Below are 25,783 nucleotides of genomic sequence, written 5' to 3' on the forward strand. Positions count from 1 at the left end.
CTCTACTGCCCGGGAGTGGAGCGGGTGACGGGCGGCGGCGCGGCCTTGCGGCCCGACTCCCGCGCGACGGAGACGTCGTAGCGCACCGCGGGCCGGTCCTTCAGGTCCGTGGTGATGCCACCCTGCTCGTAGCCCACCACCTGCACGGTGGACGTCTTCCCCGGCTCCGAGCTGAAGGTGTAGCTGGACTGCACCTTGAACTTGTAGCCCTCCAGGTAGCTGAACACGCCATAGCCCTTGCCCCGGTACACGAGGCGCACGGCGAGCTGGTGCTGCCCGGGGACGATGCGGCCGTTGAAGATTTCGAAGCGCTCGCGCTTGCCCAGGTCCGTCTGGCCCTCTTCATCCACCTGCGTGTAGACGGGCGTGCCGTCGAGCGCGTAGGCCACCGACTCCAGCTCGAAGGAGCCGCCCATCTCGTTCTTGTGGACGATGACGGCCCGGGCGCCGGTGGAGACGTCACCGCCCAGCACCGTCTCCTGCAGCAGCAGCAGGCGCGCCTTGGAGCGGTAGATCTTCTCCTTCAGGTCGACGACGTTCTCCTCCAGCGTCTTCACGCGGGTGTCGAACGCCTCGTCCGCGGTCGCAGTGGCCTGCGCGGAGGGAGGAGCGGCGGCGGCGGGCTCCTGCGCGAGCGCCGGCCCACAGAGGGCGGCGCCCAGCAGGGCGAGGAGCGGGAAGGGGGCGGCGACACGCACGGTACGACCTCAGTGGGCAGACGGTCCGACCTGACGGCAAGGGAGGACATAGCACCCTTGCCTGTAGGACGTCTTGCCACGCCGTGGGCGGGGACCGGGGTCGCCCGCCTGGGCGCTTGCTTCAACCACCCTTCTTGAGCTCGGTGAGGACGAGCTTCGCCACGGCCTTGAGCGTGTCGAAGACGCCCACGCCCGTGGGCGCCACGGCCTGGTATTCCGGGATGTTGCGGGGGTTGAGCGCCTTGCGCATCTCCTCCACCGTCACCGCGTTGGGCAGGTCGCGCTTGTTGTACTGGATGACGTACGGAATCTTGTTCAGGTCGTAGCCCTGCTCCGCGAGGTTGATGCGGAGGTTCTCGAGCGACTCCATGTTCGCTTCCATACGTTCAATCTGGCTGTCTGCCACGAACACGACACCGTCCACGCCCTTGAGGATGAGCTTGCGGCTGGCGTCGTAGAAGACCTGACCGGGCACCGTGTACAGGTGGAAGCGCGTCTTGAAGCCGCGAATCTCACCGAGCGACAGCGGCAGGAAGTCGAAGAAGAGCGTGCGGTCCGTCTCCGTGGAGAGGGAGATGAGCTTGCCCTTCGTCTCCGCGGCGGTCTTGTTGTAGATGTACTGAAGGTTCGTCGTCTTCCCGCAGAGCCCGGGCCCGTAATAGACAATCTTGCAGTTGATTTCGCGGGATGAGTAATTGATGAAGGACATGGCTTCCCGGGTTACTCGCTGAAGAGGTTGTCGATATCGTCGTCGGAGATCTCGGCGAAGGGCGACCCAGCTCCAGGACTGTCCGTCTTCTTCACCAGGCTCTCGAAGATCTTCGTGAGCTCGTCGCTGGCCTTCTTGATGCGAAGGCGGACGAGGCCGAGGCTGGTGCGGTTGTCGAAGATGACGACCAGCACGACCCGGCTGCCGACGATGGTCATGTACAGCGAGTCCTTGGCCCCCTCGTGGAACTGGTTGGGGAACTCGTTCTCCCCAATCAGCTTGGCCAGGCCTCCCATCGCCGCCACGTTGCCGGCCGTCAGCGAGGCCAGTGACGTGGTGTCGATGTTCTGCGTCTGACCCGCGGAGGAGATGAGCTGCCCGTTCTTGTCGACGAGGAAGACCACCTTCGCGTTCGCGTCCTTCGTAAGCCGGTCGCAAACGGCGTTGATCTTGGTGAACTCCTCTTCGTACATCACCAGTTGCGTGCCCATGGGCGTATGCGCTCCTCAGCGTTCGCTCGTCCCGCTCATGGCGACGCTCCGATGTTTCTAGAGTGAATCCACGAGGTTAGACGAGGCGCTACCGACCGTCAGGATGCTTAGCAAAGCGTCTCCACTCCAGCAAGAAGCCTTCCGCTTCCTGGAGGATGTTCCGTGCCCGTACCCATGCCCTCCGGACGCCCTGTGGGGTGGAGGCCACGGATCCGCACCCTGCGCGCGAGGAGGGTGGAGCGGGCCTGGCCCATGGAGTTGGGGGCCTTCCCGGCTTTCTCTATACTCCGCCGCGCTTTGCCGCTCCTGCTTCTCCCGCGTTGCTCCGTGGCGCGCCTGGCGCTGGTGCTCCTCGTCATGCTGGCCACGCCCTCCGCCCACGCGGAGGCGGTGGCCGAGCACGCCTCGTTGCGCCTTCGCTACGGGCTGTCCCTGCGTGACGGCCGTCAGGCGGATGTAGGGCCCGGGCTCACCTATGAGGGCTTCACGCCGAACGACGTGGCGGCCGTGGGCACGGCGTGGCTGGGCACGTCCTGGCTGGGCGCGTGGGCCGGGGTGCAGCGGGAGGCCTTCGATTTGCGGGAGGGCGCGCTGCGGATCACCGGCGGCAGCCTGTGGCGGGGCTCGGCGGGCCCTCGGGCGCGCTTCTTCCTGGGCCCGGTGCGCGCGGAGCTGGGCGCGGGCTACGGCTTCTCGCAGCTTCCCCACTTCAGTGACTCCACCGAGCCGGTGCTCCTCCGGGGCGTGCGGCATGCGGCGGTGGTGGGGGGCTCGGTGCGCTTTCCACTGATGCTGGGGCTGCGGTTGGAAGCGCGCGGCGAGCTGCCCGTCTCGCTGTCGGTGCGCGACGCCACGGGCGCCCGGGCGGAGGCGACGGGGTTCTCCGCCGGGGGCGCGCTGCTGGTGCCGCTGCGGCGAGCGGAGCGCTGGACGGGCACGCTGGTGCTGGACTTCCAGCACGTGCAGGACACGGTGACGCTGGCGGATGGGACGCAGTCCCGGCAGCGGCTGCGGCGGATGGGCGCGGCGCTGGAGCTGGCGTGGCATGACGGTGCCCGGGTGGCGCGGCAGGTGCCCGTACCGGTGGCGGTGGTGCCCGGGAGCGTGCGGTTTCACGTGCTGGACGCGCGGACGGGCGCGCCGCTGCCCGGGGCGCGGGTGATGGTGGCGGGCGAGGCGCACGTGGCGGACGCGCAAGGGCTCGTCGAGGTGGCGTCCCTGTCGCCCGGGCCGGTGTCCGCGCGGGTGACGGCGGAGGGGTACGCGTCCGCGGAGGCGACGGCCACGGTGGAGGAGGGCCGGCGCGCGGAGCTGGAGGTCCGGGCCGCGCCACTGCCGCCGCCGACGGGCGCGCTGCGGGTGACGGTGGTGGATGCGCGGACGGGCGTGCCGCTGCCGGACATTCGCGTGTCGGTGGGCACGGCGCAGGTGCGCACGGACCTGACGGGGCAGGCGGTGGTGAAGGACCTGGCTCCAGGGCCCGTGGCCGTCGCGGTGGCGTCTTCGGGCTTCCAGTCCGCGGATGAAGCCGCGGTGGTCATCGCCGGGCAGGAATCCACGCTGTCGGTGCCCCTGGCGACGGAGAAGCAGGGGACGCGGGCCACGCTGGTGGGACAGGTCCGCAGCGTGCGAGGGGGCAAGCCGTTGGCGGCGACCCTCCTCATCACGAAGGCCCGGGTGCGCGCACGCACGGATTCGAAGGGGGCCTTCAATGTCCAGGTGCGGGGTGGCACCTACCGCATCACCCTCTCCGCGCGAGGGCACCTGTCCCAGACGAAGGTCATCACCCTGCGCGAGGGTGAGCGGACCATCCTGAATGTCGACCTCTTCCCGAGGGGGAAACGGTGAGTGCCCCGTGTCGTTGGTTCCTGGTCCTGCTGCTCCTCGTCGCGGGGTGTGATGATGACGCCGTGGCGCCGCCTCCCGGCTCCTTGGAGGTGGTTGATGCTGGCGCGGGCGAGGTGCTGGGACGCCTGGAGGGCTTGCGCGGCGACGTGCGGCTGGAGCGAGGTGGCAAGCAGGGGCCCGCTCAGGAAGGCCCCCTGTACGGAGGCGACGCGGTGGAGACGGCCTCGGGCGGCGCGGCCACGGTGCGTTTCCCGGATGGCCGTTCCGTGGAGGTGGGGCCGGATGCCCGCTTCGCGCTGGGCGCGGAATCGGGAGGCATCGTGCTCCAGGTGGAGCGCGGCATCCTGCTGTCGCGCGTGCCCGCGGGTGAGAAGCGCGCGGGCCAGGGCGCGAAGGTGGCGTTGACCATCCGCACGCCCTTCGGCCTCACGCGCGTGGGGGCGGATGAACCCAGTGAGGTGCGCGTGCAGGTGGCCGAGGACGCGGGCAGCGTGGAGGTGCGGCTGGGCGCCATCGAGTTCGTGGGCCGTGACGGCAAGACACTGCGCGCATCCGAAGGCGAGACGGTGGAGGCGACGTCCGGCCGGACGGAGCTGGTGGTTCGCGGCGCGCGGGTCCTGGAGTTGGCGCCGATTCCGGTGACGGTGCGGCTGGGGACGGGGCGCGCGGAGGTGCGGGCCAAGGGGGCGTCGGCCTGGCGTCCGGTGGCGAAGCAGGGCGAGGTGCTGTCGCCGGGAGGCAGCGTGCGCACCCGGCGTGGAGGCTCCGCGGTGCTCGCGCTGGAGGGCTCGGCCACGGTGGCGTCACTGGGCTCGGACGCGGAGCTGGTGCTGACGTCGGCGGAGCAGGGCGGCGCCACGGATGAGGCGCGCTTCGACTTGTTGAGGGGCTGGCTGAACCTGCAGCTCTCGCGCGGGCGCACTAGCCGGCTGGTGCTGCCGGGGCTGCGGGTGGAGGGCGGCGGCGAGGCGCGGCTGGCGGTGCGCCGCACGGCCGCGGGCTATCTGGTGGATGCCCTCACCGGAGAGGTGACGCTGGTGCGCGGAGACGCCCGGCAGGCGCTGCGAGCGGGTGAGCGCGCCACGGTGGAGGCGTCCTCCGCGCAGGCGCCACGCGTCGAGCCGCTCGAGCCCGCGCCATTGGCCCTGGGCGTCGTCAACGGCGCGGAGGTGTTCCATCCAGGGCTGCGGGAGGTGGCCATCACCTGGGAAGGGGAGGGCGAGGCCACGGTGGAGGTCGCGGAGGACGCGGCCTTCACGCGGCCGGTGCTTTCGGGCACGGTGTACCGTCCCTTCCTCAATGTGCCGGCGCCGGCGCGTGGCAGGCTCTACTGGCGGGTGCGCCGCGAGGATGGGACGCAGGTGTCGGGCAGCGCGTCGTTCGCGCCGGAGCGCGCGGTGCGCTCGCTGGCGCGGGTGCGCAACGTGGTGCCCGAGGGGCCGGAGAAGACGACCATCTTCTACCAGGACAAGCCCCCGGCGGTGACCTTCACCTATGCCGCGGAGAGCTCCGCGACGCGCTACCGTGTGGCGGTGTACCGCGCGGGGGCATTGGATACGCCGGTGGCCGAGCGCACCGTGACGGAGACACGCGCCGCGCTGGACGCGGGCGCGCTGCGCGAGGGCAGCTACCTCTGGTCCGTCACGCCGCTTTCCGCCACGGGTGCACAGCTCAAGGGGGGACGGATGAACAAGCTGGAGCTGGTCTACGACAACTCGGTGCCGGTGCTCATGGTGTCCACACCGCGCAACGGACAGGCGGCGGGCGCGAGGGTGCGCGCGGCCGGTGTCGCACCTGTGGACGCCCGCCTGTCCATCAATGGACGCCCGGTGGCGCTGGATGGCAAACACCGGTTCAACACCTGGGTGGAGCCGGTGGGCTCGCCGCCCGTATTGGTGTTTAAGATGACGCGTCCTGGTGCCCCGGCGGTCCATACGGTGCGCACCCTGAAACAGCGAGGGCCGTGAGGATGTCCCCCCCCCAGACGACCCTGCCTGTGCCGGACGCGGGCCTTGTTCCCCTGCTGCAGCCCTATGGCCCGTACGTGCTCGTGCGGAAGCTGGCCGAAGGCGGCATGGCGGAAATCTTCCTCGCCAAGCTGCTGGGCGCCGACGGCTTCGAGCGCAACGTCGTCATCAAGCGGATGCTGCCGCACCTGACGAACAACCCCGACTTCGTGGAGATGTTCCGGGACGAGGCGCGGCTGGCGGCGAAGCTGGCCCACCCCAACATCGTCCAGATTCAGGAGCTGGGCTTCGCCGAGGGCTGCTACTACATCTGCATGGAGTACCTCGCGGGCGAGGACTTCTCCACGACGCTGCGGCTGGCCGGGCGCAAGCGCCACTACGTGCCGCTCCCCGTGGTGCTGCGCGTCCTCATCGACGCGGCGCGCGGGCTGCACTTCGCGCACGAGTTCACCAACGAGGCTGGACAGCCGCTCAACGTCGTCCACCGCGACGTCTCTCCGTCGAACCTGTACCTGACGTACCAGGGGCAGGTGAAGGTGCTGGACTTCGGCATCGCCAAGGCCGAGTCGCGGCTCGTCAACACGCGCACCGGCGTGGTGAAGGGCAAGTACATGTACATGGCGCCGGAGCAGGCGCGCGGCAAGGAAGTGGACCGCCGCGCGGACGTCTTCGCGCTGGGCGTGAGCCTGTATGAGGCGCTCACCCATGTGCGGCCCTTCTCCCGGGAGAACGACCTGGCGGTGCTCAACGCGCTGCTGCAGGGCGAGCTCAAGCCGCCGCGCGAGCTGCGGCCGGACTTGCCCGAGGAGCTGGAGGCCATCCTCCTCAAGGCCATGGCCTTCAAGCCGGAGGACCGCTACCCCACGGCGGAGGCGTTCGCGGACGCGCTGGAGACGTTCCTCTCGGAGCACCTCAGTGGCTCGGGCGCGATGCCGCTCGGCGCCTTCTTGAAGGGCCACTTCGGCGAGGAGCGCTTCACCGAGCGCTCGCGCATCCCCACGTTGGCCACGCTCACCGCGACGTACGGAAGCTCCGCGGAAGGGGCGCAGGCGCAGGGCGCGGAGCCGCACGGGACGAATCTGTATGGCGTGCTTGCCCGGGACGGTGACGCCACGTCCGCGCAGCGGCCCGGCATGGCCATGCGGCCGTCTTCGCCGGGCGTGCCTGCCCATGGCGCGGCTTCACGCGGGCCGGCGTCACCGGAGCCCGCCACCACGGCAGGGGGCCGACGCTGGCGCACGCTGGCGGTGGGATTGGCGGGCGGCTTGTTGCTGGCGGCGGCGGGCATCGTTGGATACCGGCAATGGGTGACGACGCCTGTCTCGGTGTCGCTGGTCCCGGCGACGGCGCCCATCGTGGAGGCCGTGGCACCCCCGGTGGATGCCGCCGCTCAGGCCGGCTCGCCGACGGAGTCCGTGACGAATGGGGCGGGGGGCGCTGAGGCCGCGACGGAGCCGGAGCCGGACGAAGCCGGGCTCGCGGGGGCTGCGTCCGATGCCGAGCCGGAGGCGGATGAAGAAGTGGCGGACCCTGCACCCGTGCGGTCAAAGAAGGCCTCGTCGCAGAAGCGGGTGACGCTGGGCATCGACGACGTGCAGCGTGTCGTCTCGCGGGGACGGGCGCGCATCACCACGTGCTTCGAGCGCTACAAGGCGGACCTGCCTTCGAGCCAGGGTGAGGTGCAGGTGCAGCTCACCATCGTCTCGTCGGGCAAGGTGCGGGCGGGGACGCGGGGACCGCTGGCTTCGTCGGGCGTGGGCCGCTGCCTGGAGGCCCAGGCGGAGCGCCTCCGCTTCCCGCCCCACCGGGACCAGGAGGTCACGGTGGTGATGCCCTTCTCGTGGCGGGTGACGCAGTAGCGGCGCGAGGTGGCTCGCGCCGCCGCCGCCGCGAGGGGCCTACAGGTCGCGGCGGGCGGAGAGCGCCTTGGCGAGCGTGGCCTGGTCGGCGAACTCCAGGTCGCCGCCCATGGGCAGGCCCTGGGCGATGCGGGTGACACGCAGGCCCATGGGCTTGAGCAGGCGGGTCAGGTAGAGCGCGGTGGCTTCGCCCTCGACGTCCGGGTTGGTGGCGAGGATGAGCTCCTCCACCCGGCTGTCGTTGAGGCGCTCCAGCAGCTCGCGGATGCGGAGCTGGTCGGGGCCCACGCCCTCCAGGGGAGACAGCACGCCGTGCAGGACGTGGTAGCGGCCCTTGAACTCACGGGTGCGCTCCAGCGCCATCAGGTCGGCGAACGTCTCCACCACGCACAGGACGCGCTCGTCGCGCCGCGTGTCCCGGCAGAAGTTGCAGGTCTCCGCGTCGGTGAGGGAGAAGCAGCGCACGCACAGGTGCACCTTCTCCTTCACCTCGTGGATGGCCTGCGACAGCTCCGCGGCGTACTCACCCGGCGCCCGCAGGATGTGGAACGCGAGGCGCTGCGCGGTCTTCTCGCCAATGCCCGGCAGCTTCGCCAACTGGGCGACGAGTCGATTCAGCGGATCGGGGGTCATCCGGTATCAGGTAACGCCGGGGATTTTGACGCCGCCGGAGATTTTCGCGAGCTCGCGCTGCATGTGCTGCCGGCTGCTCGCCAGGGCGGCGTTCACCGCGGCGGTGATGAGGTCCTCGAGCATCGACGTGTCGTTGGGGTCGATGGCTTCCTTGTCGATCTTGATGCTGCGGATCTCCTGGATGCCATTGGCGACGACGGTGACGCGGCCGTCACCGGCCTTGGCCTCCACGCTCTCATCCGCCAGCTGCTGCTTCCGCTCTTCAATCTTCTCCGTCAGCTTGTTCGCCTGCCGGATGAAGTAGTTCAGGTCGACGCCAGGCATATGCTTCCTCGGTGCTCGTGGGAGCGGGTGCCATGGACGTGGCCCCGCCCCGGCGTGGAATGGGGCGCCACCCTACCGTTGCGCGAGGCGGTTGTCAGGCGCTGTCGTCGGGGGTGTCGGCCGCTGGCACGGCCCCGGGGCGCTCGGGCTCGTAGACCTGGATGTGTTCGATTTCGCCCCCCAGGAACTTGAGCACCGCCCGGACGGCGGGGTGGCCGCGGACCTTGCTGTCCGTGTTCTTCTCGTGGGTGGCGCGAGTCTGCGCGTCCTGCTCGGCCAGGCTGGGACCCAGCCGGGGGTCGTCCGGAGACGCATCCTGGACGGTGAGCTTCACCGGGCGGCCGAAGTGCTCGGCCAGGGCCTTGTCCACGGCGGCCTTGCCCGCGGTGGCGTTGACGGCCATGCGGTGGAAGCCGGCCACGGGCAGGAAGCCGAGGACGATTTCGCCGTTCTTCATGGACAGCAGGCGCCCGTTGGAGAGCGCCGCGCCCTGCCGGGGATGGGCGGCCTTCACCGTCTCCACGGCGGCACGCCAACGCTCGATGAGGGGCAGGTTGGGGTTGTCCCGGGAGCGGGTGACCGGGGCCGGCTCGGGCTCGGGCTCGGGCTCGTGGTGGATGACGGGCTCGGGCGCTGGCGCGGGAGGCGCGGCGGCGACTTCGGGGAGGCACTCGCCGGAGGCACAGCCTTCGGGGGAGTTCTCCTCGGGGTAGTAGCGCGCGTCCTCTTCCTCCGCGTAGGGCGGCGATTCTGGCGGCGCGACGGGCTCGGGCCGGCGGATGTTGGTGACGCGGACCGACGGCGCGGGCTCGGTGGTGCGCGACAGCGGCGTGGCGCCCGCGGGAGGCACGGCGGGCGGGGCCGTGGGCGCCTGGGCCGAGCCACTGTTGCGGAGGAACGAGAGCGGGCGCGCGGCGGAAGGTGACAGCCCCTCCATCACCGGGCCGGCGGGGACCCCCTGAGTGGCCTGGTAGCCCTGCGGGGCAGGGGCAGCGGCCTGCATTACAGAAGCGTCGTGTCGTGCCTCAGGCGCGAAAGTTCGTGGGACTGGAGCGACCTCCCTGCGCTCCAGCATTCGACTTCGCGGAACCTTCACCCATCCCCGCGGCGAGCTTGTCCACGCGGGCAAGCAGCTCGGGAATGGAACCACCCGGCGACAACTGGATGGCCTTGAGCAGCGCCATCTCCAGGGCCAGCCGGGGCTGGGCCGCGCGCGACACGTCCCAGATGCAGCCGTGCACCACGTCGAAGAGGCGCGTGAGCTGCGCGGCCTCCGCGTCCTGGGCCAGCGCCACCAGCGCCTTCTGCTCGGACTCGGCCAGCTCGTCGGGCGCCTTGCCCAGCGTCTTGGTGACGAAGAGATGCCGCAGCTGGAAGGCCAGCTCCTCGGCCAGGCGCTTCAAGTCCAGGCCGCGGTTGAAAACCTCTTCCACGCGCTCCAGCACCCGCTTCGCGTCCTTGTGGACGAGCGCATCGGCGAAGTCCTGCACCAGCGTCCGGTCGATGGCGCCCAGCGCGTCGGCCACTTCCTCGTCGGAGGGGTTGGCGCCGCACGAGGCGAGCACCTGGTCCAGGAGGCTCAGCGCGTCGCGCATGCCACCTTCGGACTGGCGCACGACCAGCGACAGTGAGCGGTCGGAGATACCAGCGCCCTCCGCCTTGCAGATTTCCTGGAGCCGCTGAAGCATCCGCGCCGCCGGAATCCGACGGAAGTTGTGGCGCTGGCACCGCGACAGGATGGTGTCCGGGAGCTTGTGCGCCTCCGTGGTCGCGAAGATGAACTTCACGTGCCCGGGCGGCTCCTCCAGCGTCTTGAGCAGCGCGTTGAACGCCGCCCCCGACAGCATGTGGACCTCGTCGATGATGTAGATTTTGTGCCGGTCCCGCTGGGGCAGGTACTTCGCGTTCTCGCGAATCTCGCGGACGTTCTCGACGCCGTTGTTGGAGGCACCGTCGATTTCCGCGACGTCCACGCTGGTGCCGGCGGCAATCTCCGTGCAGGCGCGGCACTCGCCACAAGGCTGGGCGGTGGGGCCCTTCTCACAGTTGAGCGCCTTGGCGAGCAGACGCGCGGCCGTCGTCTTGCCCACGCCACGAGGGCCACAGAACAGGTACGCGTGCGCGACCCGGTCCATCTTGATGGCGTTCGCGACCGTCCGGACGACGTGCTCCTGCCCGGTCATGTCGTCGAACTTCTGTGGGCGCCATTTGCGGGCGAGAACGAGGTAGCTCATGGGGGGCGTCATCTAAACACGGCGGCGTGAATGATCCATGTCGTTGCCCTCCCACGAGGTGGGATTCCACTTCCCGTCGGGCTCGGACCCAGGGCGGGCAACCGAACGCTTCACACCTTGCGTCCGGGAACGCGGGCGGGAAGAGTCGGCCGCGCCCGTGTCCGCGCCCCTCCTCGCCACGCCCACCACTGATTCCAACCCGACACCCGGGCCCACGTCCCTCGCGCCCGAGGTCACGCCCCAAGAGGCGCCGGCCCGGAACTGGATGCGCTGGGTCCTGGGGGTGGTGGCGCTGCTGCCTGGCCTCATCGCGGTGGTGCAACTGGGCCGCATCCACCCGGATGAGGTGTACCAATCACTGGAGCCCGCCTGGTGGCGTGTCCACGGCTACGGCGTCCTGGCGTGGGAGTGGCGTGAGGGCCTCCGCAACTGGGCCGTGCCCGGTGTCCTGGCCGGCTTCCTCAAGCTGGCGGACCTGCTGGGCATCACCCACCCACGGGCCTACCGCGTCGTGGTGGCCCTTCCGCAGGTGGCCTTGCACGCCTGGAGTCTCTGGGCCGCGTACCGCTTCGCCCAGCGCCGAGCGGGGACCTGGGGTGGCCTGCTGTCGACGTTGCTCGTGGGGCTCTACGGACCGGTGCTCGTCTTCGCGGGGCGCACCATGGCCGAGTCAATCTCCGCCTCGCTGCTCATCGTCGCCGTGGAGGCGCTGGACCGCAGGGCGCGGCTCGAGAGGGCAGGGCTCGTGGGCGGCATGGCCCTGGGGCTGGCGGTGGTGGCCCGTTACCCGTCGGCCATCTTCGTCCTGGCGGCGCTGGTGTGGCTGGCGGCGGCGCGGCAGTGGCGACTGCTCGCCTTCACCTGCGCGGGCGGATTGGGCGTGGCGGTAGCGCTCGGCGCGCTGGACTGGGCGACGTGGGGCTCGCCGTTCCACTCCTTCTTCGCCTATGTCCGCTTCAACGTCTTCTCAGGGAAGGCCGCGGCCCAGTTCGGCGCTGACGCCCCGAGCTTCTACGTGAAGCCGCTGTTCACCGCGGTGCCCCTCTGGGCCTGGGCCGCCGTGCCCGTGGGAATCGCCGCGCTTCGCCGGCGCCGCGCCTTGTCCCTGCCGCTGTGGTGCGCCGCTATGTACACCGGCGTGCTCCTGGCCACCGCGCACAAGGAGGAGCGCTTCCTCTATCCCGGCCTGGTGCTGGGGGTGCTGGCCGCGGCGCCACCCGTGGCGGCGGGCCTTGTCCAGCTTGCCCGGCCAGCGGGGCGGTGGGCCCTGGCTGGACTCGCGCTGGTCGCCAGCCTGGGGGCGGCGGCCTTCTTCCCCTCCGGAGACCTGCGGGCAGACCAGCTCCGGGCGATTGTCGCCGCCACCCGGGGCAACGCGCGGGGGCTGCTCATCGTCAACGAGGGGCTGTGGGGCTCGGGCGGCTTCTTCTACCTGGGGAAGCGGATTCCCTGGCTCACCTGTGACTGGCCCCACGACGGCGCATTCCAGCGCGCGCTACGGGACAGGACGTTCAACCGCGCCGTCACCTTCGAGGACCGCGCGCTCGACGAGCTCCAGGCCGGCGGCTTCCACATCGTCCGGAAGGTGGGCCGCGAGACGATTCTCTCCCGCGAGTAGGGGAGGGGAGCGGCCAGCCCGCAAAGGCGAAGAGCCGGTGCCCTTTAGCAGGACACCGGCTCTTCAAAAAGACGGCCGGGACACACGCGGAAGTACGCTACCGTTGCTTCCTTCCGGACCTGGCGGGGTTCGCGCCCCCACGTTGTCCCGACCATAAAGTATGTAACCACGTACTGCGGAAACAACAACGGAGAGGGTGGGATTCGAACCCACGATACCCTTTCAGATATACACGCGTTCCAGGCGTGCGCCTTCAACCGCTCGGCCACCTCTCCAAAAATCTGGAGCGGAGAGCGTAGGATTCGAACCTACGATACCGTTACCGGTATGCCTGATTTCGAGTCAGGTGCCTTCGACCACTCGGCCAGCTCTCCAGTATTCAATTGTCACGTTTCTTCGCGCGCAAGCGCCCGAAGAACGTCTTCAAAAGCAGGCGGCTCTCGTCCGCCAGGATACCACTCGTGACTTGGAGCCGGTGATTGTGTCGAGGCTCTTCGACCAGGTTGTACAGCGAACCCACCGCACCGGCCTTCGGATCGAATGCACCGAAGACGAGTCGTGTCACGCGAGACTGCACCAGACCTCCGGCGCACATGGCACATGGCTCAAGCGTCACATACAGGGTGACACCCGAGAGCCGCCAGGCGCCGATTCTCCGGGCTGCGGCATCCATTGCCAACATTTCTGCGTGAGCGAGCGGATTGCGGTCCACTTCGCGGCGATTGAAGCCAGTGCCAACGACTTCACCGTCCAGCACTGCCACCGCACCTACGGGGACCTCTCCGAGTTCCGCTGCTTCCCGCGCGAGCGATAACGCCTGCTGCATGAAAGCTTCGTCACTCATGGAGAACTGCTCGAAAGAAGTGGCGCTCCCTGGAGGATTCGAACCTCCGGCCTTCGGATTCGTAGTCCGACGCTCTATCCAGCTGAGCTAAGGGAGCATTTCTTCCGGCGCTGCTACAACAACAAGTGGCGGAGAGAGAGGGATTCGAACCCTCGATACCCTTTCGAGTATGCAGGTTTAGCAAACCTGTGCCTTCAGCCTCTCGGCCATCTCTCCAACTCTTCTCTGTCAAAGAGCCAACAAACTCAAGAACAAAAACTCGGAGGCGGTAGGATTCGAACCTACGGAGAGCTTTCACCCTCTGCGGTTTTCAAGACCGCTGCCTTCAACCGCTCGGCCACGCCTCCATACCGTCGGGGCCGACTTGGCACCCCCCGGACCGACGTCCGTGGGGCCGCCCTTCTACCTCATTCTTCGCGCGTTGCAAGCCGGATTCAGACTCAAATCGGTTTCAGTTCCTTCAAACCGCCCATGTACGGCACCAACGCCTCCGGAATGGCCACGCTTCCGTCCTCGCGCTGGTAGTTCTCCAGGATGGCGATGGTCGTCCGGCCGACCGCCAGGCCGCTGCCGTTGAGCGTGTGGGCGAGCTGGGGCTTGTCCCCCTTCTGGGCCCGGTAGCGAATCTTCGCCCGGCGGGCCTGGAAGTCGCCGCAGTCGGAGCAGGACGAAATCTCCCGGTAGCTGTCCTGGCCGGGGAGCCAGACCTCGATGTCGTACGTCTTCCGGGCGCTGAAGCCCATGTCTCCGGTGCACAGGAGCATGACGCGGTGGTGGAGGCCCAGGCGGCGGAGGATGTCGCAGGCGTCGTCCGTCATGGCCTCGAGCTCGTCCAGGCTCTTCTCCTGGTGGGCGAACTTCACCAGCTCCACCTTGTGGAACTGGTGCTGGCGGATGAGGCCGCGGGTGTCCCTGCCGGCGGCGCCCGCCTCGGCCCGGAAGCTGGGGCTGAAGGCGCAGTAGCGGATGGGCAGGGACTCGCCCTCCAGGATTTCGTCCGCGTGGTAGTTGGTGACGGGCACTTCCGCGGTGGGAATGAGGAAGCGCTCCGGCTCGCCCATCGTCTTGAAGACGTCGTCCTCGAACTTGGGGAGCTGGCCGGTGCCCATCATTGTCTCGCGCAGCACCAGGTAGGGCGGGAGCAGCTCCGTGTAGCCCTTGCTGGTGTGCACGTCGATCATGAAGGTGACGAGCGCCCGCTCCAGCCGGGCCAGCGCGCCCTTGTAGAAGGTGAAGCGGCTGCCGGACACCTTGGCGGCGCGCTCGAAGTCGAGCATGCCCAGCTTCTCCCCCAGCTCGAAGTGCTGCTTGGGGGCGAAGAGCAGGTCGGGCTTCGCTCCCCAGACGGTCACCTGGACGTTGTCCTCGGCGCCGCCGCCCTGGGGGACGGACTCATGGGGCACGTTGGGGATGAGCAGGAGGATGCGGTTGAGCTCCTCCTCCACGTCCTTGAGGCGCGCTTCCTTCTCCTTGATTTCCTGGGAGACGGCGCGGAGGTCGCCGCGGAGCGCGTCCAGCGCCTTCGGGTCCTCCTTCGCCTTGCGCTTCATCTCCTCGTTGGCGGCGTTGCGGCGCGCGGCCAGCGACTCCACGGAGACATACAGCTCGCGGCGCTCGGCGAAGAGCCGCTGGAAGGGGCCCAAATCCAGGTTGCCGCCCCGCGTCTTGAGCCGGGCGACCACCGCATCGAAGTTCTGCGCAACGTTCCGGAGGTCCAGCATGGAGCACGCCTTGTAGTCACCCCGGGTGAGGCCAGCAAGGTTCCTCACGCCTGGGGTGCTCAAGGCCGGACGCCGCGCCCTCCTCCGTCCTGACTCCGTGGGGGTGGGGAGGGCCCTCAGTTCTGCAGGTCGTAGATTTCGTCCTCGATGTCCTTCTTGTCCGTCGCGTCCGGCTTGCGGGAGAGGTAGTCCTTGAAGGCCTGCACGGCCTCCCGGCGCTTGTTGCGCTCCTTATAGGCGAAGCCCAGGTAGTAGTAGGCCATGGGGTTCTCCGAATCGAGGCTGGTGGCCTTGCGGTACCAGTCGATGGCCTTGGCGTGCTGGGCCTGCTCGGTGAAGGCGCGGGCCACCTTGTAATAGACGTAGGTGAGCTTGGGGTCCGCCTTCAGGGCCGACTGGTACCGCTTGATGGCGTCGTTCCAGCGCGCGGCGGCGAAGTACGCGTCCCCAATGGAGCCCAGAACCCGCGTGCGGCGGGGGTCGGCGTTGAGGCTGGCCTCGAACGAGGTGATGGCCTCGTCGAACTGGCTGCCCTCCAGCAGCGCGTGACCGAGCGCCTCGTGGGCATCCGCGTGGGCGCCATCCAGCTCCACCGTCTTGCGCCACGCGCTCATGGCGTCCGGCAGGTTCTTCGCGTCCCGCAGGATGACGCCGTAGGCGTAGTGGTAGTCGGGGCGGTTGGGGGCCCGCTCCACGGCCTTGCGCATGTTGTCCAGGGCCTGGGTGAACTCCAGCCGCTTCGCCTTCACCAGCGCCAGGTAGTAGAGCGCCTCGTGGTTGGAGGGCTCGTTGCTCAGCGCGAGGCCCAGGTTGCTCTCCGCGCCCGGCAAATCGCCCCGCTCCAGCAGCACGGCGCCCAGCGTAATCGGGATGGTGGTGGAGCGCGGGTCCTCCGTCTTGGCCTTCTCCAGCTCCGCCACGGCCTCTTCCAGCTGGCCCAGGCGCCACAGCACGAGCCCGCGCTGCAGCCGGCCGTCCTTCAGCAGGTGCGGGTCCAGCTCCAGGGCGCGGTTGGCCTCCGTCTTCGCCGTCTCCAGGTCGTCCGTCAGCAGGGCCACGCGGGACAGGCCCAGGTGGGCGTCCGCCAGGATGGGGTCGAGCTTCACGGAGCGCTCGAACTCCTGCTGGGCCAGCAGCGTGTTGTTCTCCGCCAGGGCCAGCTCGCCGAGGCCCGCGCGCACGCCCGCGTTCTCCGGTGCCTTCTTCGCCGCCTCCTCGAGCTGGGGCCGCGCCTCCGCGTTGCGGCGCTGGGCCAGGTAGAAGCGGCCCAGGTAGAGGCGGGCCTCCACCAGGTTGTCGTCGGCGGCGATGGCGCGCTTGTAGTGGCCCTCCGCGTCGGAGAGGTTGTCGAGCGCGTCCTCGATGCGTCCGTAGAGGTAGGCGATGCGCGCCTCGTTGGGGAACACGCCGTTGGCCTTCTTCACGGCCTCCAGCGCGTCCTGCATCTTTCCGGTCATCACCAGCGCGGTGATGTGGCCATCCGCGAACTCCAGGTCGTTGGGCTCCTCGGTCGCCAGGGCCTTGTAGATGGGCAGGGCGCCCTCGAAGTTGCGCTGCGCGCGCAGCACGCGCGCCAGCTGGCCGCGGAGGAAGGTGGACTTCGCGTCCATCTCCAGGGCGGCCTTCAGCTCGGACTCGGCCTCCTTCGGCTGGTGCTTCTGGAACATCGCCACGCCCTTGAGTCCGCGGGCGCGGGCGATCTCCGCGGGGCCCAGGGCGGACTGGACGTCCGCGGCCAGCGCCCGCTCCACGGCCTCCGTGCCCTTCGCCACGTCCTTGCGGACCAGCAACTCCACCGCGGCCAGCTCCACCGCGGACGCCACGTGCTTGGGGTCCGCCTCCAGGGCCGCGGCATAGGAGGCGGCGGCTTCGTCGGCGCGGTCGGCGTCCTGGTGCAGGTTGCCCACGGCGTGGTGCGCCTTGGCGGACTTGGGGTTCTTCGCCAGCACCTTGTTCAGCGTGTCCAGGGCGCGCTTCTCGTCGCGCTTCTGCGAGTAGGCCTCGGCCAGCAGGAAGGCCAGCTCCAGGTCTCCCTGGGTGTCCTCGCGGCCGTAGGCGCCGCTCAGGGTGGGGATGACCGAGTCCGTCTGACGGGAGGTGAGGGCGATGGCCGCGGACGCCTTGATGACGTCCACGTCCTTCTCACCCAGGAACTCGATGTCCTCCAGGTCCTGCCGGCAGCGGCTCATCTCGTTCGGGTTGCCCGCGGCGTAGCGGCGCTGGAGGTAGTAGACGGACTGGCACCACAGCGAGCGCACCTCCGGGTACTCCTTCTGCTGGAGTACCTTGGCGCTGAGCTCCCGGGCCTGCTTGTAGCTGTCGAAGGTGTCCGTGAGCAGCGCCTGCTTCGCGTCCGCCACCTGCTTCGCCTCGGCCGAGCCGTCGGAGACGCGGGCGGGGAAGAGGGCGCGGCGGCCGAAGGCGCCGTAGCGCGTGCCGAACTCCGTGCCCGCGCCGATACCCGCCACCACCACGGCGACGCCCGCGGCAATCATCAGCGGGACGCGCTTCTTCCACTTCTCGGTGTTGCCGCTGCGGTCCACCACGGAGACCGCGGCCATGCGGCCTTCATAGAGCTGCTCCAGCCGCCTCATGTTGGCCTGCGGGCTGGCGCCGTCTACGCGAGGCGCGTCGATGACGTCCGCGGCGGGCGCGGCGGTGGGCGTCACCAGCTTGGCGGGGCCTTCCATCAGCCGCTGGATGGCGGCGGTGAAGATGGGCATCGTGCCGATGGCGGACCAGGTCTCCGAGTCCAGCGACACGTCCTCGTTTCCGAGGAGCTGCCCGTCCTCGAGCATCTTGACGATGACGCCCTCGTCGAACGGGCCGAACACCTTGCCCGAGCGCCGGCGGACGTGGAAGCGGCGCACCTTGGTGCCTGCCTGGGCGCCGCCGTCCTTGCCCGCCGCGTCGTCGATGAAGGACAGCATCTCCAGGCCGTCCGCGGGGCCCGCGTTGGGCGGCGGCGGCAGCGGGTCGGAGAGGTCCGCCTCCAGGTCGTCATCCGGCCGGGCGGTGGGGTCGAACTCGAGCGAGTCCGGAATGCCGGGCGATGGAGGCGCGCCGAAGTCCACGTCCCCGAAGTCCACGCCCGGGTTGACGGCGACGGCTGGCGCGGGGGCCGGAGGCTCCGCGAAGTCGATGGCGAAGGGATCCGCACCAGGCGCTGGCGCGGCGCCGAAATCGGCGGCGAACGGATCCGCCGAGGGGGCGGGGGCCGGTGGGGCGCTGAAGTCGACGGCGAACGGATCTGCACCGGGCGCGGGCTCGTTGAAGTCGAACGACAGGTCCGGTGCGGCGGGTGCTGGCAGGTCCTCGAACTCCAGGGCCTGGGGCGCGGCGGGCGCGGGCAGGTCGGAGAAGTCCGCTCCCGGAGGGGGCTGCGCGTATGGATCCGCGTTCGCGGGGACGGGCAGCTCGGCGAAGTCGAAGGACGGCGCTCCCTCGGCGGGCGGAGGCATCGCATAGGGCGAGGCCTCGGGCGCGGACGGCATCGCGTACGCGTCCGGCGCGAACGCGTCCGTCTGGGGCGCCATCTCCGGTGGCGGCAGGGCGAACGGGTCGTCCAACGGCGCGGCCGGCTGAGCGTAGGCCTCAGGGGGCGGCAGGGCGAAGGGGTCCGCCTGGGGCGGCTGGGCCTGGGCGGCACCGCTGGGGGCTTCGATGTCGAAGGCGAACGCGTCCTCGGCGGGAGGCGCCTCGACGGGAACGGGCAGGGCGTCCTCGGCGAAGTCGAAGTCCCTGGCGGTGCCCGCGGGCGCGTTCACGCCGTAGCCCTGCGCGGCGTCCTCGTCGGGGGCTTCGACGGTCTCGAAGTCGAAGTCGCGCGCCGTTCCGGCGGGCTCATTCACGCCGTAGCCCGACGACGGAGCGTCGGTCGGCTCGCGGTAGGCGTCGGTCGGCAGCGGAATGGAGACGACGCGCGTCACCTCGTGGGTGTCCTGGGCCGGCTCGCCAAAGTCGTCACCGAACGCGTCCATGCCGGACGGGCCACCTGCCTGCGGCATGGCCGCGGCGGCCTCCGCGGGCGAGCTCATGTCGAAGGCGAAGGCGTCCTCCTCGGGCGCGGCGCCCGGGAGGGGCAAGGCGGCCTCGGCCTGTGCGGGCTCGCTCATGTCGAAGGCGAACGGATCGGCTTCCGGAGCGCCTCCGGGCAGCGGGATGGCCTCTGCCTGGGCGGGCTCGCTCATGTCGAAGGCGAACGGATCGGCTTCCGGGGCGCCCCCGGGCAGCGGAATGGCGGCGGGCTGGGGCGCGGCTGCTCCGGGAAGGGGAATCGCGGCGGTGTGAGGTGCTGCGCTGAGCGCCTCGGGGGCGCCCGGCAGCGGGATGGCTCCCGCGGGCGCACCTGGGAGCGGAATGGCGGCGGCGTGGGCCGGCGCGGCACCTGGCAACGGGATGGCCCCCGTGGACGCGGAAGCGCCGGGGAGCGGAATCGCGGTGGCCTGCGCGGGCGCGGCACCCGGCAGCGGAATGGCGGCGGCCTGCGCGGACGCGGCACCCGGCAGCGGAATGGCCGCGGCCTGCGCGGGCGCGGCGCCCGGCAGCGGGATGGCGGCGGCCTGCGCGGGCGCGGCGCCCGGCAGCGGGATGGCGGCGGCCTGCGCGGCGCCGGGCAGCGGGATGGCGGCGGCCTGGGGCGCGGCGGCACCCGGCAGCGGAACGGCGTGCTCGGCGGGAGCAGGCGCAGCGGGCGCGCTCACCGCTTCGAACTTGATGGGGAAAGTGGTCTGGCACCGGGCGCACTTGAGCTTCGCGCCGCCCGGAGGGATCCGCTTGTCATCGATGTTGTAGTTCGTCTGGCAAGACGGGCAGGAGACTTTCATGGGGTTCCGAGCTCGCGAGAGGGGGACCGAGCGCCTTCGCGGTGCGCGCAGGCTACCAGAGGCGTTTCCAGCCCGGAAAGAACGCGCACGAGGAGGTTGAAGCGCACCCTCCCGGGCAAGCAGGCGAGGGCTCCCGCCTTCCACCGGTCAGCACGCCGCGTTCGATTCGCCGCTCCCGGAGTGGAAGATGCTAGACCCGCCCCTCAATGGAACCCATTGTCATCCTGGGCGCGGGCCTCGCGGGCCTCTCCACCGCCCACTTCCTGAACAAGCCCTGGCGCCTCATCGAGAAGTCCGACCGTGTCGGCGGCCTCATCAAGACCGAGGTCATCCAGGGGTGTTATTTTGACCCCACTGGTCACTGGCTCCACCTGCGCGACCCCGAAATCCAGGCCCTGGTGAACACGCTGTGGCTGCCGGAGCAGATGGTCCGCATCCAGCGCAAGGCCGGCATCTTCACGCGCGGGGTGTTCACCCGCTTCCCGTACCAGGTGAACACCCACGGCCTGCCGCCGGAGGTGGTGGCGGAGAACCTCACCGGCTACGTGGAGGCGGTCTACGGTGAGAAGGGCCGCGAGCTGCGCGAGCGCGAGCCGCGCAACTTCGAGGAGTTCATCCTCCGCTTCATGGGGGAGGGCTTCGCGAAGAACTTCATGGTGCCCTACAACCAGAAGCTGTGGACGGTGCACCCGCGTGAGATGTCCGCCGCCTGGGTGGGCCGCTTCGTTCCCCGCCCCAACCTCAAGGAAGTGGTGGACGGCGCGCTGGGCGCTGGCAGCGACGCGGTGGGCTACAACGCGTCGTTCCTGTACCCGCGCGAGGGCGGCATCGAGAGCCTCGCCCGCGCCATGCTGAGCCACCTGAAGGGCGGCCAGCTCAGCACGCACACCGAGCCCACCGCCATCGACTGGAAGGCCCGGAGGGTGACGCTGTCGGACGGAAGCGTGCAGCCCTATGCGGGGTTGGTGTCCAGCATCTCCCTGCCCGGGTTGGTGAAGCTGCTCGCCCAGGGCGAGGCCGGCGTGCCGGACACGGTGCAGGACGCGGCGAAGCAGCTGCGCGCCACCACCGTCACCTACGTGGCCGTGGGCGCCAAGGGGGCCAACCGCCAGCCCTGGCATTGGATCTACCTGCCGGAGCCGGAGTTCCACACGTACCGCATCGGCTCGCCCTCCGCGGTGTACGCGCCGCTGGCGCCGCCGGACACGTCCACCTTCTACGTGGAGTACAGCCACCACGGCGAGCTGTCCCCGGCCGCGGCGGAGAAGTACGCGGTGGAGGACCTGGTGCGCTCGCAGATGATTCACGCCGCGGACGACGTGCTCTTCGCCCAGGCGCGCGAGATTCCCCACGCCTACGTGCTCTACGACGACGCATACGGCCCGGCGAAGTCGGAGATTCTGCGCTTCCTGGAGCATGCCGGAGTCCAGATTGCCGGCCGCTATGGGCAGTGGGAGTACTCCTCCATGGAGGACGCCATCCTCGCCGGGCGCGCGTGCGCGAGGACACTCAACGGTTGACATCCCCTTCGCCCACCCGTCGCATTGTGTCGACGGGTGGCCTGGGTCGTGTTAGCCATCCCGGTTCGATTTCATGGCCCCGCACCTCACCGTCGTCATCCCTGTCTACAACGAGGAGTCCATCATCGCCTCGGCGGCGGAGGAGTTGCGCCAGGGGCTGGATGCGCGCGGGCTCGACTACGAAATCATCTTCGCGGAGAACGGCTCGCGCGACGCCACGCCGGCCATCCTCGAGGAATTGTGCGCGAACAACCCGCGCCTGCGCTGGTTCCACTCGGAGACGCCCAACTACGGCGTGGCGCTCAAGGCCGGCATCCTCAAGGCCGGGGGCACCTACGTCGTCTGCGATGAAATCGACCTGTGCGACCTGACCTTCTACGACGCGGCGCTGCCGCGGCTGGAGCGGGGCGAGGCGGACATGGTGGTGGGCTCCAAGGCGGCCAAGGGCGCCAGTGACCAGCGCCCGCTGATTCGCCGGGCGGCCACGCGGGTGCACAACAAGCTGCTGAGGGTGGCGCTGGGCTTCCAGGGCACGGACACCCACGGCCTGAAGGCGTTCCGCCGCGAGGCGCTGCTGCCCGTCATCCAGAAGTGCGTGGTGGACATGGACGTGTTCGCCAGCGAGTTCGTCATCCGCGCGTGGCGCGAGGGCCTGCGGGTGATGGAGATTCCCATCCAGCTCCACGAGAAGCGCCAGCCCTCCATCCACCTGTTCAAGCGCGTGCCCAACGTGCTCAAGAACGTGGGCAAGCTGTTCTACGTCATCCGCGTCCGCGGGACCTGAGCCGGGGAGGGCGCACCGTGCGGCTGGCGTCCATCTCCGTCGACCTCGACTCGCTCCCCCACTACTGCCGCATCCATGGCCTGCCGGAGTCGCTGCTGGACGCCCGCGCCCGCTCGCTGGTGCACGCGGTGGCGGTGCCGCGCTTCCGGGAGCTGCTGGACGGGCTGGGCATTCCGGGGACCTTCTTCGTCATCGGTGAGGACCTGGAGTCCGACCCGGTCGCCGTGGCGAGCATGCGCGCCTCCCACGAGGCGGGCATCGAGGTGGCCAGCCACAGCCACGCCCATGACTACGCGCTGACGCGCCGGGGCCCCCAGGCCATCCAGGCCGACCTGGCGCGCGCGGATGCCGCCATCCTCGCGGCGACGGGTGTGCGGCCGGAGGGGTTCCGCGCGCCGGGCTACACGCTGAACGCGGACCTGTACGCGGCCACGGCGGCGCTGGGCTACCGGTATGGCTCCTCGGCCTTCCCCGCCGTGCCGTACTACCTGGCGAAGGCGGTGGTGATGGGGGGCCTGGCGATGCTGGGGCGTCCGTCCCGCTCCGTGCTGGACACGCCCCGCGTGCTGCTGGCGCCGCGGGTGCCGTACCGGCCCGACCCGGCGCGGCCCTACCGGCGGGGCTCGGGCTCCGTGCTGGAGCTGCCCATGACGGTGACGCCCGGGCTGCGCTTTCCCTTCATCGGCACCTTCGTCACCACGCTGCCCAGCGCGTCCCTGCGCGGGCTCTGGCGCGCCTGCCGCCGGGACACCTTCTTCAACTTCGAGCTGCACGGCGTGGACGTGCTGGACGCGTCGGACGGGGTCCCCCCGGAGCTGGTGCGGCAGCAGCGGGACTTGCGCGTCAGCGCCACCCGGAAGATGGCGCGCCTGCGCGAGGTGTTCGGCTGGCTGAAGTCGGAGCGCGAGGTCCTCACGCTGCGCGACGTCGCCGGGCGCCTGTCCGCCAGCGCACGTCCCGGCCGCCTCTGAGGGCCGGTATGGCATGCTTGCTTCGCCGGTGCGGGGCCGGTGGTGTAAAGAGCCCCCATGCTGGAGAACGTCACCGACCGAGTGAAGAAGGGCCTGCGCGAGTGGACGGACCGGCTGGCCAACGGCGAGCAGAAGCAGCGGCTCCAGGGCCTGACGCGCCCGGGGAACGAGTACGGGGTGGACCCGTTCGGCTTCGACTTGGACTACAGCCTGTCCGCGGTGGCCCCGCTCCTGTGGCTCTACCGGAACTACTTCCGCGTGGAGACGTACGGCATCGAGCACGTGCCCGCCGGCCGGGTGCTGCTGGTGTCCAACCACTCCGGCCAGCTGCCCATGGACGGCGCCATGATTGGCGTGGCGATGATGCTGGATGCCAGCCCGCCCCGCGTCATCCGCAGCATGGTGGAGAAGTGGGTGTCGTCGCTCCCGTACGTGTCCACCTTCATGGCCCGCGTGGGGCAGATTGTCGGCACGCCGGAGAACTGCCGGCGGCTGCTGGAGTCGGAGGAGGCCATCCTCGTCTTCCCCGAGGGCACGCGCGGCATCAACAAGCTGTGGCCCCAGCGCTACCAGCTCCAGGAGTTCGGCCTGGGCTTCATGCGCCTGGCGCTGGAGACGAACACGCCCATCGTCCCCGTGGCCGTCATTGGCGCGGAGGAGCAGGCCCCGGCGCTGATGGACCTGAAGCCGGTGGCGAAGCTCTTTGGCTTCCCGTCCTTCCCCATCACCCCCACGGGCCTGCCCATCCCCCTGCCCACGAAGTACCGCATCTACTTCGGGGAGCCGCTGCACTTCTCCGGGCGCCCGGACGACGAGGACAGCGAGCTGGACAAGAAGGTCCGCACCGTGAAGGCGTCCATCCAGTCCATGCTCCACCAGGGCCTCAAGGAGCGTCAGGGCGTGTTCTGGTGAGCGCCCGGCGCGGCGGTGCTAAAGAGGGGAGTTCCATGAAACCGGCCGTCGTCGTCACGGGCATCAGCGGCAACCTCGGCCGCACCCTCGCGAAGCTGCTGCACAAGCACGAGCGCATCATCGGCATCGACCGGCGGCCCTTCGCGGGGCGGCCGAAGGACGTCGAGATGTACGAGCTCGACCTCCGCAAGAAGAAGGCGGAGGACGTCTTCCGGAAGAACGAAATCCGCGCCGTCATCCACATGGGCATCATGCATGACCCCCGGATGAGCGAGGAGGAGCACCACTCCTTCAACGTCGTGGGCACCACGCGCCTGTTGGAGTACTGCGCGAAGTACGGCGTGAAGAAGGTCGTCGTCCTGTCCTCGGCCAACGTCTACGGGCCCAGTCCGGACAACTCCAACTTCCTCATGGAAGACGCGCCGCTCATGGCCGCCAGCCGCTTCTCCGGCGTGCGCGACCTCATCGAAGTGGACATGCTGGCGCACAGCTTCTTCTGGAAGCACCCGCACATCGAGACGGTCATCCTCCGGCCCGTCCACATCGTCGGGCCCACCATCAAGAACGCGCCGTCCAACTACCTGCGCATGCGCCGGCCCTGGATGATGGCGGGCTTCGACCCCATGGTGCAGCTCATCCACGTGGAGGACGTCGCGCGCGCCATGGTGGAGGCGCTCCGCCCCGAACCCAAGGGCGTCTACAACGTCGTGGGCCCTGGCGAGGTGCCCCTGTCCGCGGTGATGCGCGAGCTGGGCAATAGCCCCATCCCCGTGCCGCACCCCGTGGCCCGGCCGCTGCTGGGCATGCTGTTCAAGTACCGGCTGGCCAACTTCCCGCCGCCGGAGCTGGACCACATCCAGTTCCTGTGTGCGGTGGACGGCAGTCGCTGGGTGAAGGACGTGGCCTGGAAGCCGCGCCACTCCATGCGCGACACCATCCGCTCCGTCCAGGGCGACTAGCTGGAAAGTCCGAGGCGCCCTGACACCGTTGTCAGGCCCGGCGCGACGTCCGGCCCGGGGGGCCCTGACAGGCATGTCAGAGGCCCACCTCAGGGGCTGGGCGGCGTCAGGCCACCGGGCGCTGCAACCCCTTGAATCTCCAGCCATTCACCAGCGCCCGCTCCAGGTGCGGTGCTTGGCACTGCCATTGCTCTAGTGGCTGCCCATCACGGCGCGGCGACATGGGCCCGGCAACGGTGTCGCCCCGTCAGACTGTAGGGCACTCCATTGGGGAGTTCCCGACGCCCGCCGTCTCGGCCGGCCCCGAGACGGCGGGCGGACTCTTGTAGGGCGCTCCATAGGGGAGCGCCCGACGCCCACCGCCTCGGCCGGCCCCGAGACGGTGGGCGGTTTCTTTTCAGGGGGATGGGGGCTGCTCGGGGCCGGTGCTCGGGCTCGGCAGCTCGCCCTCGAAGGGGCCGTCGTCCTGGCTCTCCAGCAGCCACGCCCCGTCCCGGAAGACGAACTCCGAGGTGACGATGGCGGTGCGCTCGGAGGCCGAGGGCAGCCGCATCCACTGGATGCGGCTCTGCACCGTGGCCCGGTGCCCGTCGTCGGACAGCTTCACGTCCTCGATTTCGTAGTCGGTGATGGACAGGTCCTTGTCGTCGTTGAGCGCCAGGCGCGCCTTCTGGAAGTCCTTGCGCCGCTCGGGGACGAGGATGCGGGTGGCGCTCCGGAAGTCCTTCCACCGGAGGGCCTGGTGGAAGCGCTCCACGGTGGGCTTGAGTGCTTCCAGGTTGGATTTCTTGGACGTGGTTGCGCACGCTCCAAGGACGAGCGCGAGGAGCAGGGCAGGCAGGCGATTCACGGTGGGGAGGGTACC

At 69.8% G+C, this 25,783-nt stretch carries 20 protein-coding genes, 5 tRNA genes and 1 other RNA gene; 9 read left to right on the plus strand and 17 right to left on the minus strand.

Features of this window, described 5'->3' with window-relative positions; genetic code table 11:
- Positions 1-2: 2 nt before the first annotated feature.
- The 3 genes from KGD87_RS35970 to mglB form a co-directional block, all read right to left on the minus strand.
- On the minus strand, positions 3-698 hold the full coding sequence (locus KGD87_RS35970) for a dihydrolipoamide acetyltransferase (protein ID WP_284665418.1): 696 nt from the start codon (positions 696-698) through the stop codon (positions 3-5).
- A 121-nt stretch (positions 699-819) separates the two neighbouring features.
- A complete protein-coding gene (mglA, locus tag KGD87_RS35975; RefSeq protein WP_002637269.1) occupies positions 820-1,407 on the minus strand; it encodes a gliding-motility regulator Ras-like GTPase MglA in 588 nt (195 codons plus the stop codon).
- Between the two features lie 11 nt (positions 1,408-1,418).
- The gene (mglB, locus tag KGD87_RS35980; RefSeq protein WP_002637270.1) at positions 1,419-1,898 is read right to left on the minus strand and encodes a gliding-motility regulator GTPase-activating protein MglB; all 480 of its coding nucleotides are present in this window, start codon (positions 1,896-1,898) and stop codon (positions 1,419-1,421) included.
- 327 nt (positions 1,899-2,225) lie between these two features.
- Between mglB and KGD87_RS35985 the strand changes: the two genes are divergently transcribed.
- Genes KGD87_RS35985 through KGD87_RS35995 form a run of 3 tightly spaced genes read left to right on the plus strand, consistent with a single transcriptional unit; the run spans position 2,226 to position 7,572 of the window.
- The gene (locus KGD87_RS35985; RefSeq protein WP_284665419.1) at positions 2,226-3,746 is read left to right on the plus strand and encodes an MSCRAMM family protein; all 1,521 of its coding nucleotides are present in this window, start codon (positions 2,226-2,228) and stop codon (positions 3,744-3,746) included.
- Positions 3,743-5,713, plus strand: a complete 1,971-nt coding sequence (locus tag KGD87_RS35990) for a FecR family protein (protein WP_284665420.1) — start codon at positions 3,743-3,745, stop codon at positions 5,711-5,713. Before KGD87_RS35985 ends, KGD87_RS35990 begins: the two co-directional genes overlap by 4 nt.
- 2 nt (positions 5,714-5,715) lie before the next feature.
- On the plus strand, positions 5,716-7,572 hold the full coding sequence (locus KGD87_RS35995) for a protein kinase domain-containing protein (RefSeq protein ID WP_284665421.1): 1,857 nt from the start codon (positions 5,716-5,718) through the stop codon (positions 7,570-7,572).
- A 39-nt stretch (positions 7,573-7,611) separates the two neighbouring features.
- Here the strand turns inward: KGD87_RS35995 and recR are convergent, their stop codons facing one another.
- The 4 genes from recR to dnaX all read right to left on the minus strand — a co-directional run bounded on the left by recR (position 7,612) and on the right by dnaX (position 10,763).
- Positions 7,612-8,205: a recombination mediator RecR gene (recR, locus tag KGD87_RS36000; protein ID WP_163783331.1), complete on the minus strand. Its 594-nt coding sequence runs from the start codon at positions 8,203-8,205 to the stop codon at positions 7,612-7,614.
- Positions 8,206-8,211: 6 nt separating this feature from the next.
- The gene (locus tag KGD87_RS36005) at positions 8,212-8,529 is read right to left on the minus strand and encodes a YbaB/EbfC family nucleoid-associated protein (protein ID WP_163783332.1); all 318 of its coding nucleotides are present in this window, start codon (positions 8,527-8,529) and stop codon (positions 8,212-8,214) included.
- Positions 8,530-8,623: 94 nt separating this feature from the next.
- On the minus strand, positions 8,624-9,532 hold the full coding sequence (locus KGD87_RS36010) for a DNA polymerase III subunit gamma/tau (protein ID WP_284665422.1): 909 nt from the start codon (positions 9,530-9,532) through the stop codon (positions 8,624-8,626).
- Between the two features lie 22 nt (positions 9,533-9,554).
- The gene (dnaX, locus tag KGD87_RS36015) at positions 9,555-10,763 is read right to left on the minus strand and encodes a DNA polymerase III subunit gamma/tau (protein WP_284665423.1); all 1,209 of its coding nucleotides are present in this window, start codon (positions 10,761-10,763) and stop codon (positions 9,555-9,557) included.
- A 157-nt stretch (positions 10,764-10,920) separates the two neighbouring features.
- Between dnaX and KGD87_RS36020 the strand changes: the two genes are divergently transcribed.
- On the plus strand, positions 10,921-12,381 hold the full coding sequence (locus KGD87_RS36020; RefSeq protein WP_502887986.1) for a glycosyltransferase family protein: 1,461 nt from the start codon (positions 10,921-10,923) through the stop codon (positions 12,379-12,381).
- Between the two features lie 65 nt (positions 12,382-12,446).
- Here the strand turns inward: KGD87_RS36020 and ffs are convergent.
- From ffs to KGD87_RS36065, 9 genes are all read right to left on the minus strand, one after another.
- Positions 12,447-12,539: signal recognition particle sRNA small type (gene ffs, locus KGD87_RS36025), an RNA gene on the minus strand.
- Positions 12,540-12,569: 30 nt separating this feature from the next.
- A tRNA-Ser gene (locus KGD87_RS36030) sits at positions 12,570-12,656 on the minus strand.
- A gap of 12 nt (positions 12,657-12,668) precedes the next feature.
- A tRNA-Ser gene (locus KGD87_RS36035) sits at positions 12,669-12,755 on the minus strand.
- A gap of 5 nt (positions 12,756-12,760) precedes the next feature.
- A complete protein-coding gene (gene tadA, locus KGD87_RS36040; RefSeq protein ID WP_163783333.1) occupies positions 12,761-13,225 on the minus strand; it encodes a tRNA adenosine(34) deaminase TadA in 465 nt (154 codons plus the stop codon).
- A gap of 20 nt (positions 13,226-13,245) precedes the next feature.
- Positions 13,246-13,322 (minus strand) — tRNA-Arg (locus tag KGD87_RS36045).
- 29 nt (positions 13,323-13,351) lie between these two features.
- Positions 13,352-13,441, minus strand: a tRNA-Ser gene (locus KGD87_RS36050).
- Between the two features lie 44 nt (positions 13,442-13,485).
- Positions 13,486-13,572: transfer RNA gene (locus KGD87_RS36055), tRNA-Ser, on the minus strand.
- Between the two features lie 93 nt (positions 13,573-13,665).
- Entirely contained in the window at positions 13,666-14,946 is a 1,281-nt protein-coding gene (gene serS / locus KGD87_RS36060; protein ID WP_284668737.1) for a serine--tRNA ligase, read from the minus strand.
- Positions 14,947-15,062: 116 nt separating this feature from the next.
- Positions 15,063-19,772, minus strand: coding sequence for a tetratricopeptide repeat protein (locus tag KGD87_RS36065; protein ID WP_284665424.1), 4,710 nt, complete (start codon positions 19,770-19,772; stop codon positions 15,063-15,065).
- Between the two features lie 206 nt (positions 19,773-19,978).
- Here KGD87_RS36065 and KGD87_RS36070 point away from each other — a divergent pair, with 206 nt between their 5' ends.
- The 5 genes from KGD87_RS36070 to KGD87_RS36090 all read left to right on the plus strand — a co-directional run bounded on the left by KGD87_RS36070 (position 19,979) and on the right by KGD87_RS36090 (position 24,918).
- Positions 19,979-21,292, plus strand: coding sequence for a protoporphyrinogen/coproporphyrinogen oxidase (locus KGD87_RS36070; protein ID WP_284665425.1), 1,314 nt, complete (start codon positions 19,979-19,981; stop codon positions 21,290-21,292).
- Between the two features lie 73 nt (positions 21,293-21,365).
- The gene (locus KGD87_RS36075) at positions 21,366-22,076 is read left to right on the plus strand and encodes a glycosyltransferase family 2 protein (protein ID WP_284665426.1); all 711 of its coding nucleotides are present in this window, start codon (positions 21,366-21,368) and stop codon (positions 22,074-22,076) included.
- A gap of 17 nt (positions 22,077-22,093) precedes the next feature.
- A complete protein-coding gene (locus tag KGD87_RS36080; RefSeq protein WP_284665427.1) occupies positions 22,094-23,047 on the plus strand; it encodes a polysaccharide deacetylase family protein in 954 nt (317 codons plus the stop codon).
- Between the two features lie 57 nt (positions 23,048-23,104).
- A complete protein-coding gene (locus tag KGD87_RS36085; protein WP_163786293.1) occupies positions 23,105-23,959 on the plus strand; it encodes a lysophospholipid acyltransferase family protein in 855 nt (284 codons plus the stop codon).
- A 35-nt stretch (positions 23,960-23,994) separates the two neighbouring features.
- The gene (locus tag KGD87_RS36090) at positions 23,995-24,918 is read left to right on the plus strand and encodes an SDR family oxidoreductase (protein WP_284665428.1); all 924 of its coding nucleotides are present in this window, start codon (positions 23,995-23,997) and stop codon (positions 24,916-24,918) included.
- Positions 24,919-25,315: 397 nt separating this feature from the next.
- On the opposite strand, the gene KGD87_RS36095 is transcribed toward KGD87_RS36090, so the two are convergent.
- Complete coding sequence (locus tag KGD87_RS36095; RefSeq protein ID WP_284665429.1) at positions 25,316-25,768, minus strand: hypothetical protein; 453 nt, start codon at positions 25,766-25,768, stop codon at positions 25,316-25,318.
- Positions 25,769-25,783: the final 15 nt, after the last annotated feature.

Source organism: Myxococcus sp. SDU36 (genome assembly GCF_030168875.1).
GTDB classification, from domain to species: domain Bacteria; phylum Myxococcota; class Myxococcia; order Myxococcales; family Myxococcaceae; genus Myxococcus; species Myxococcus vastator.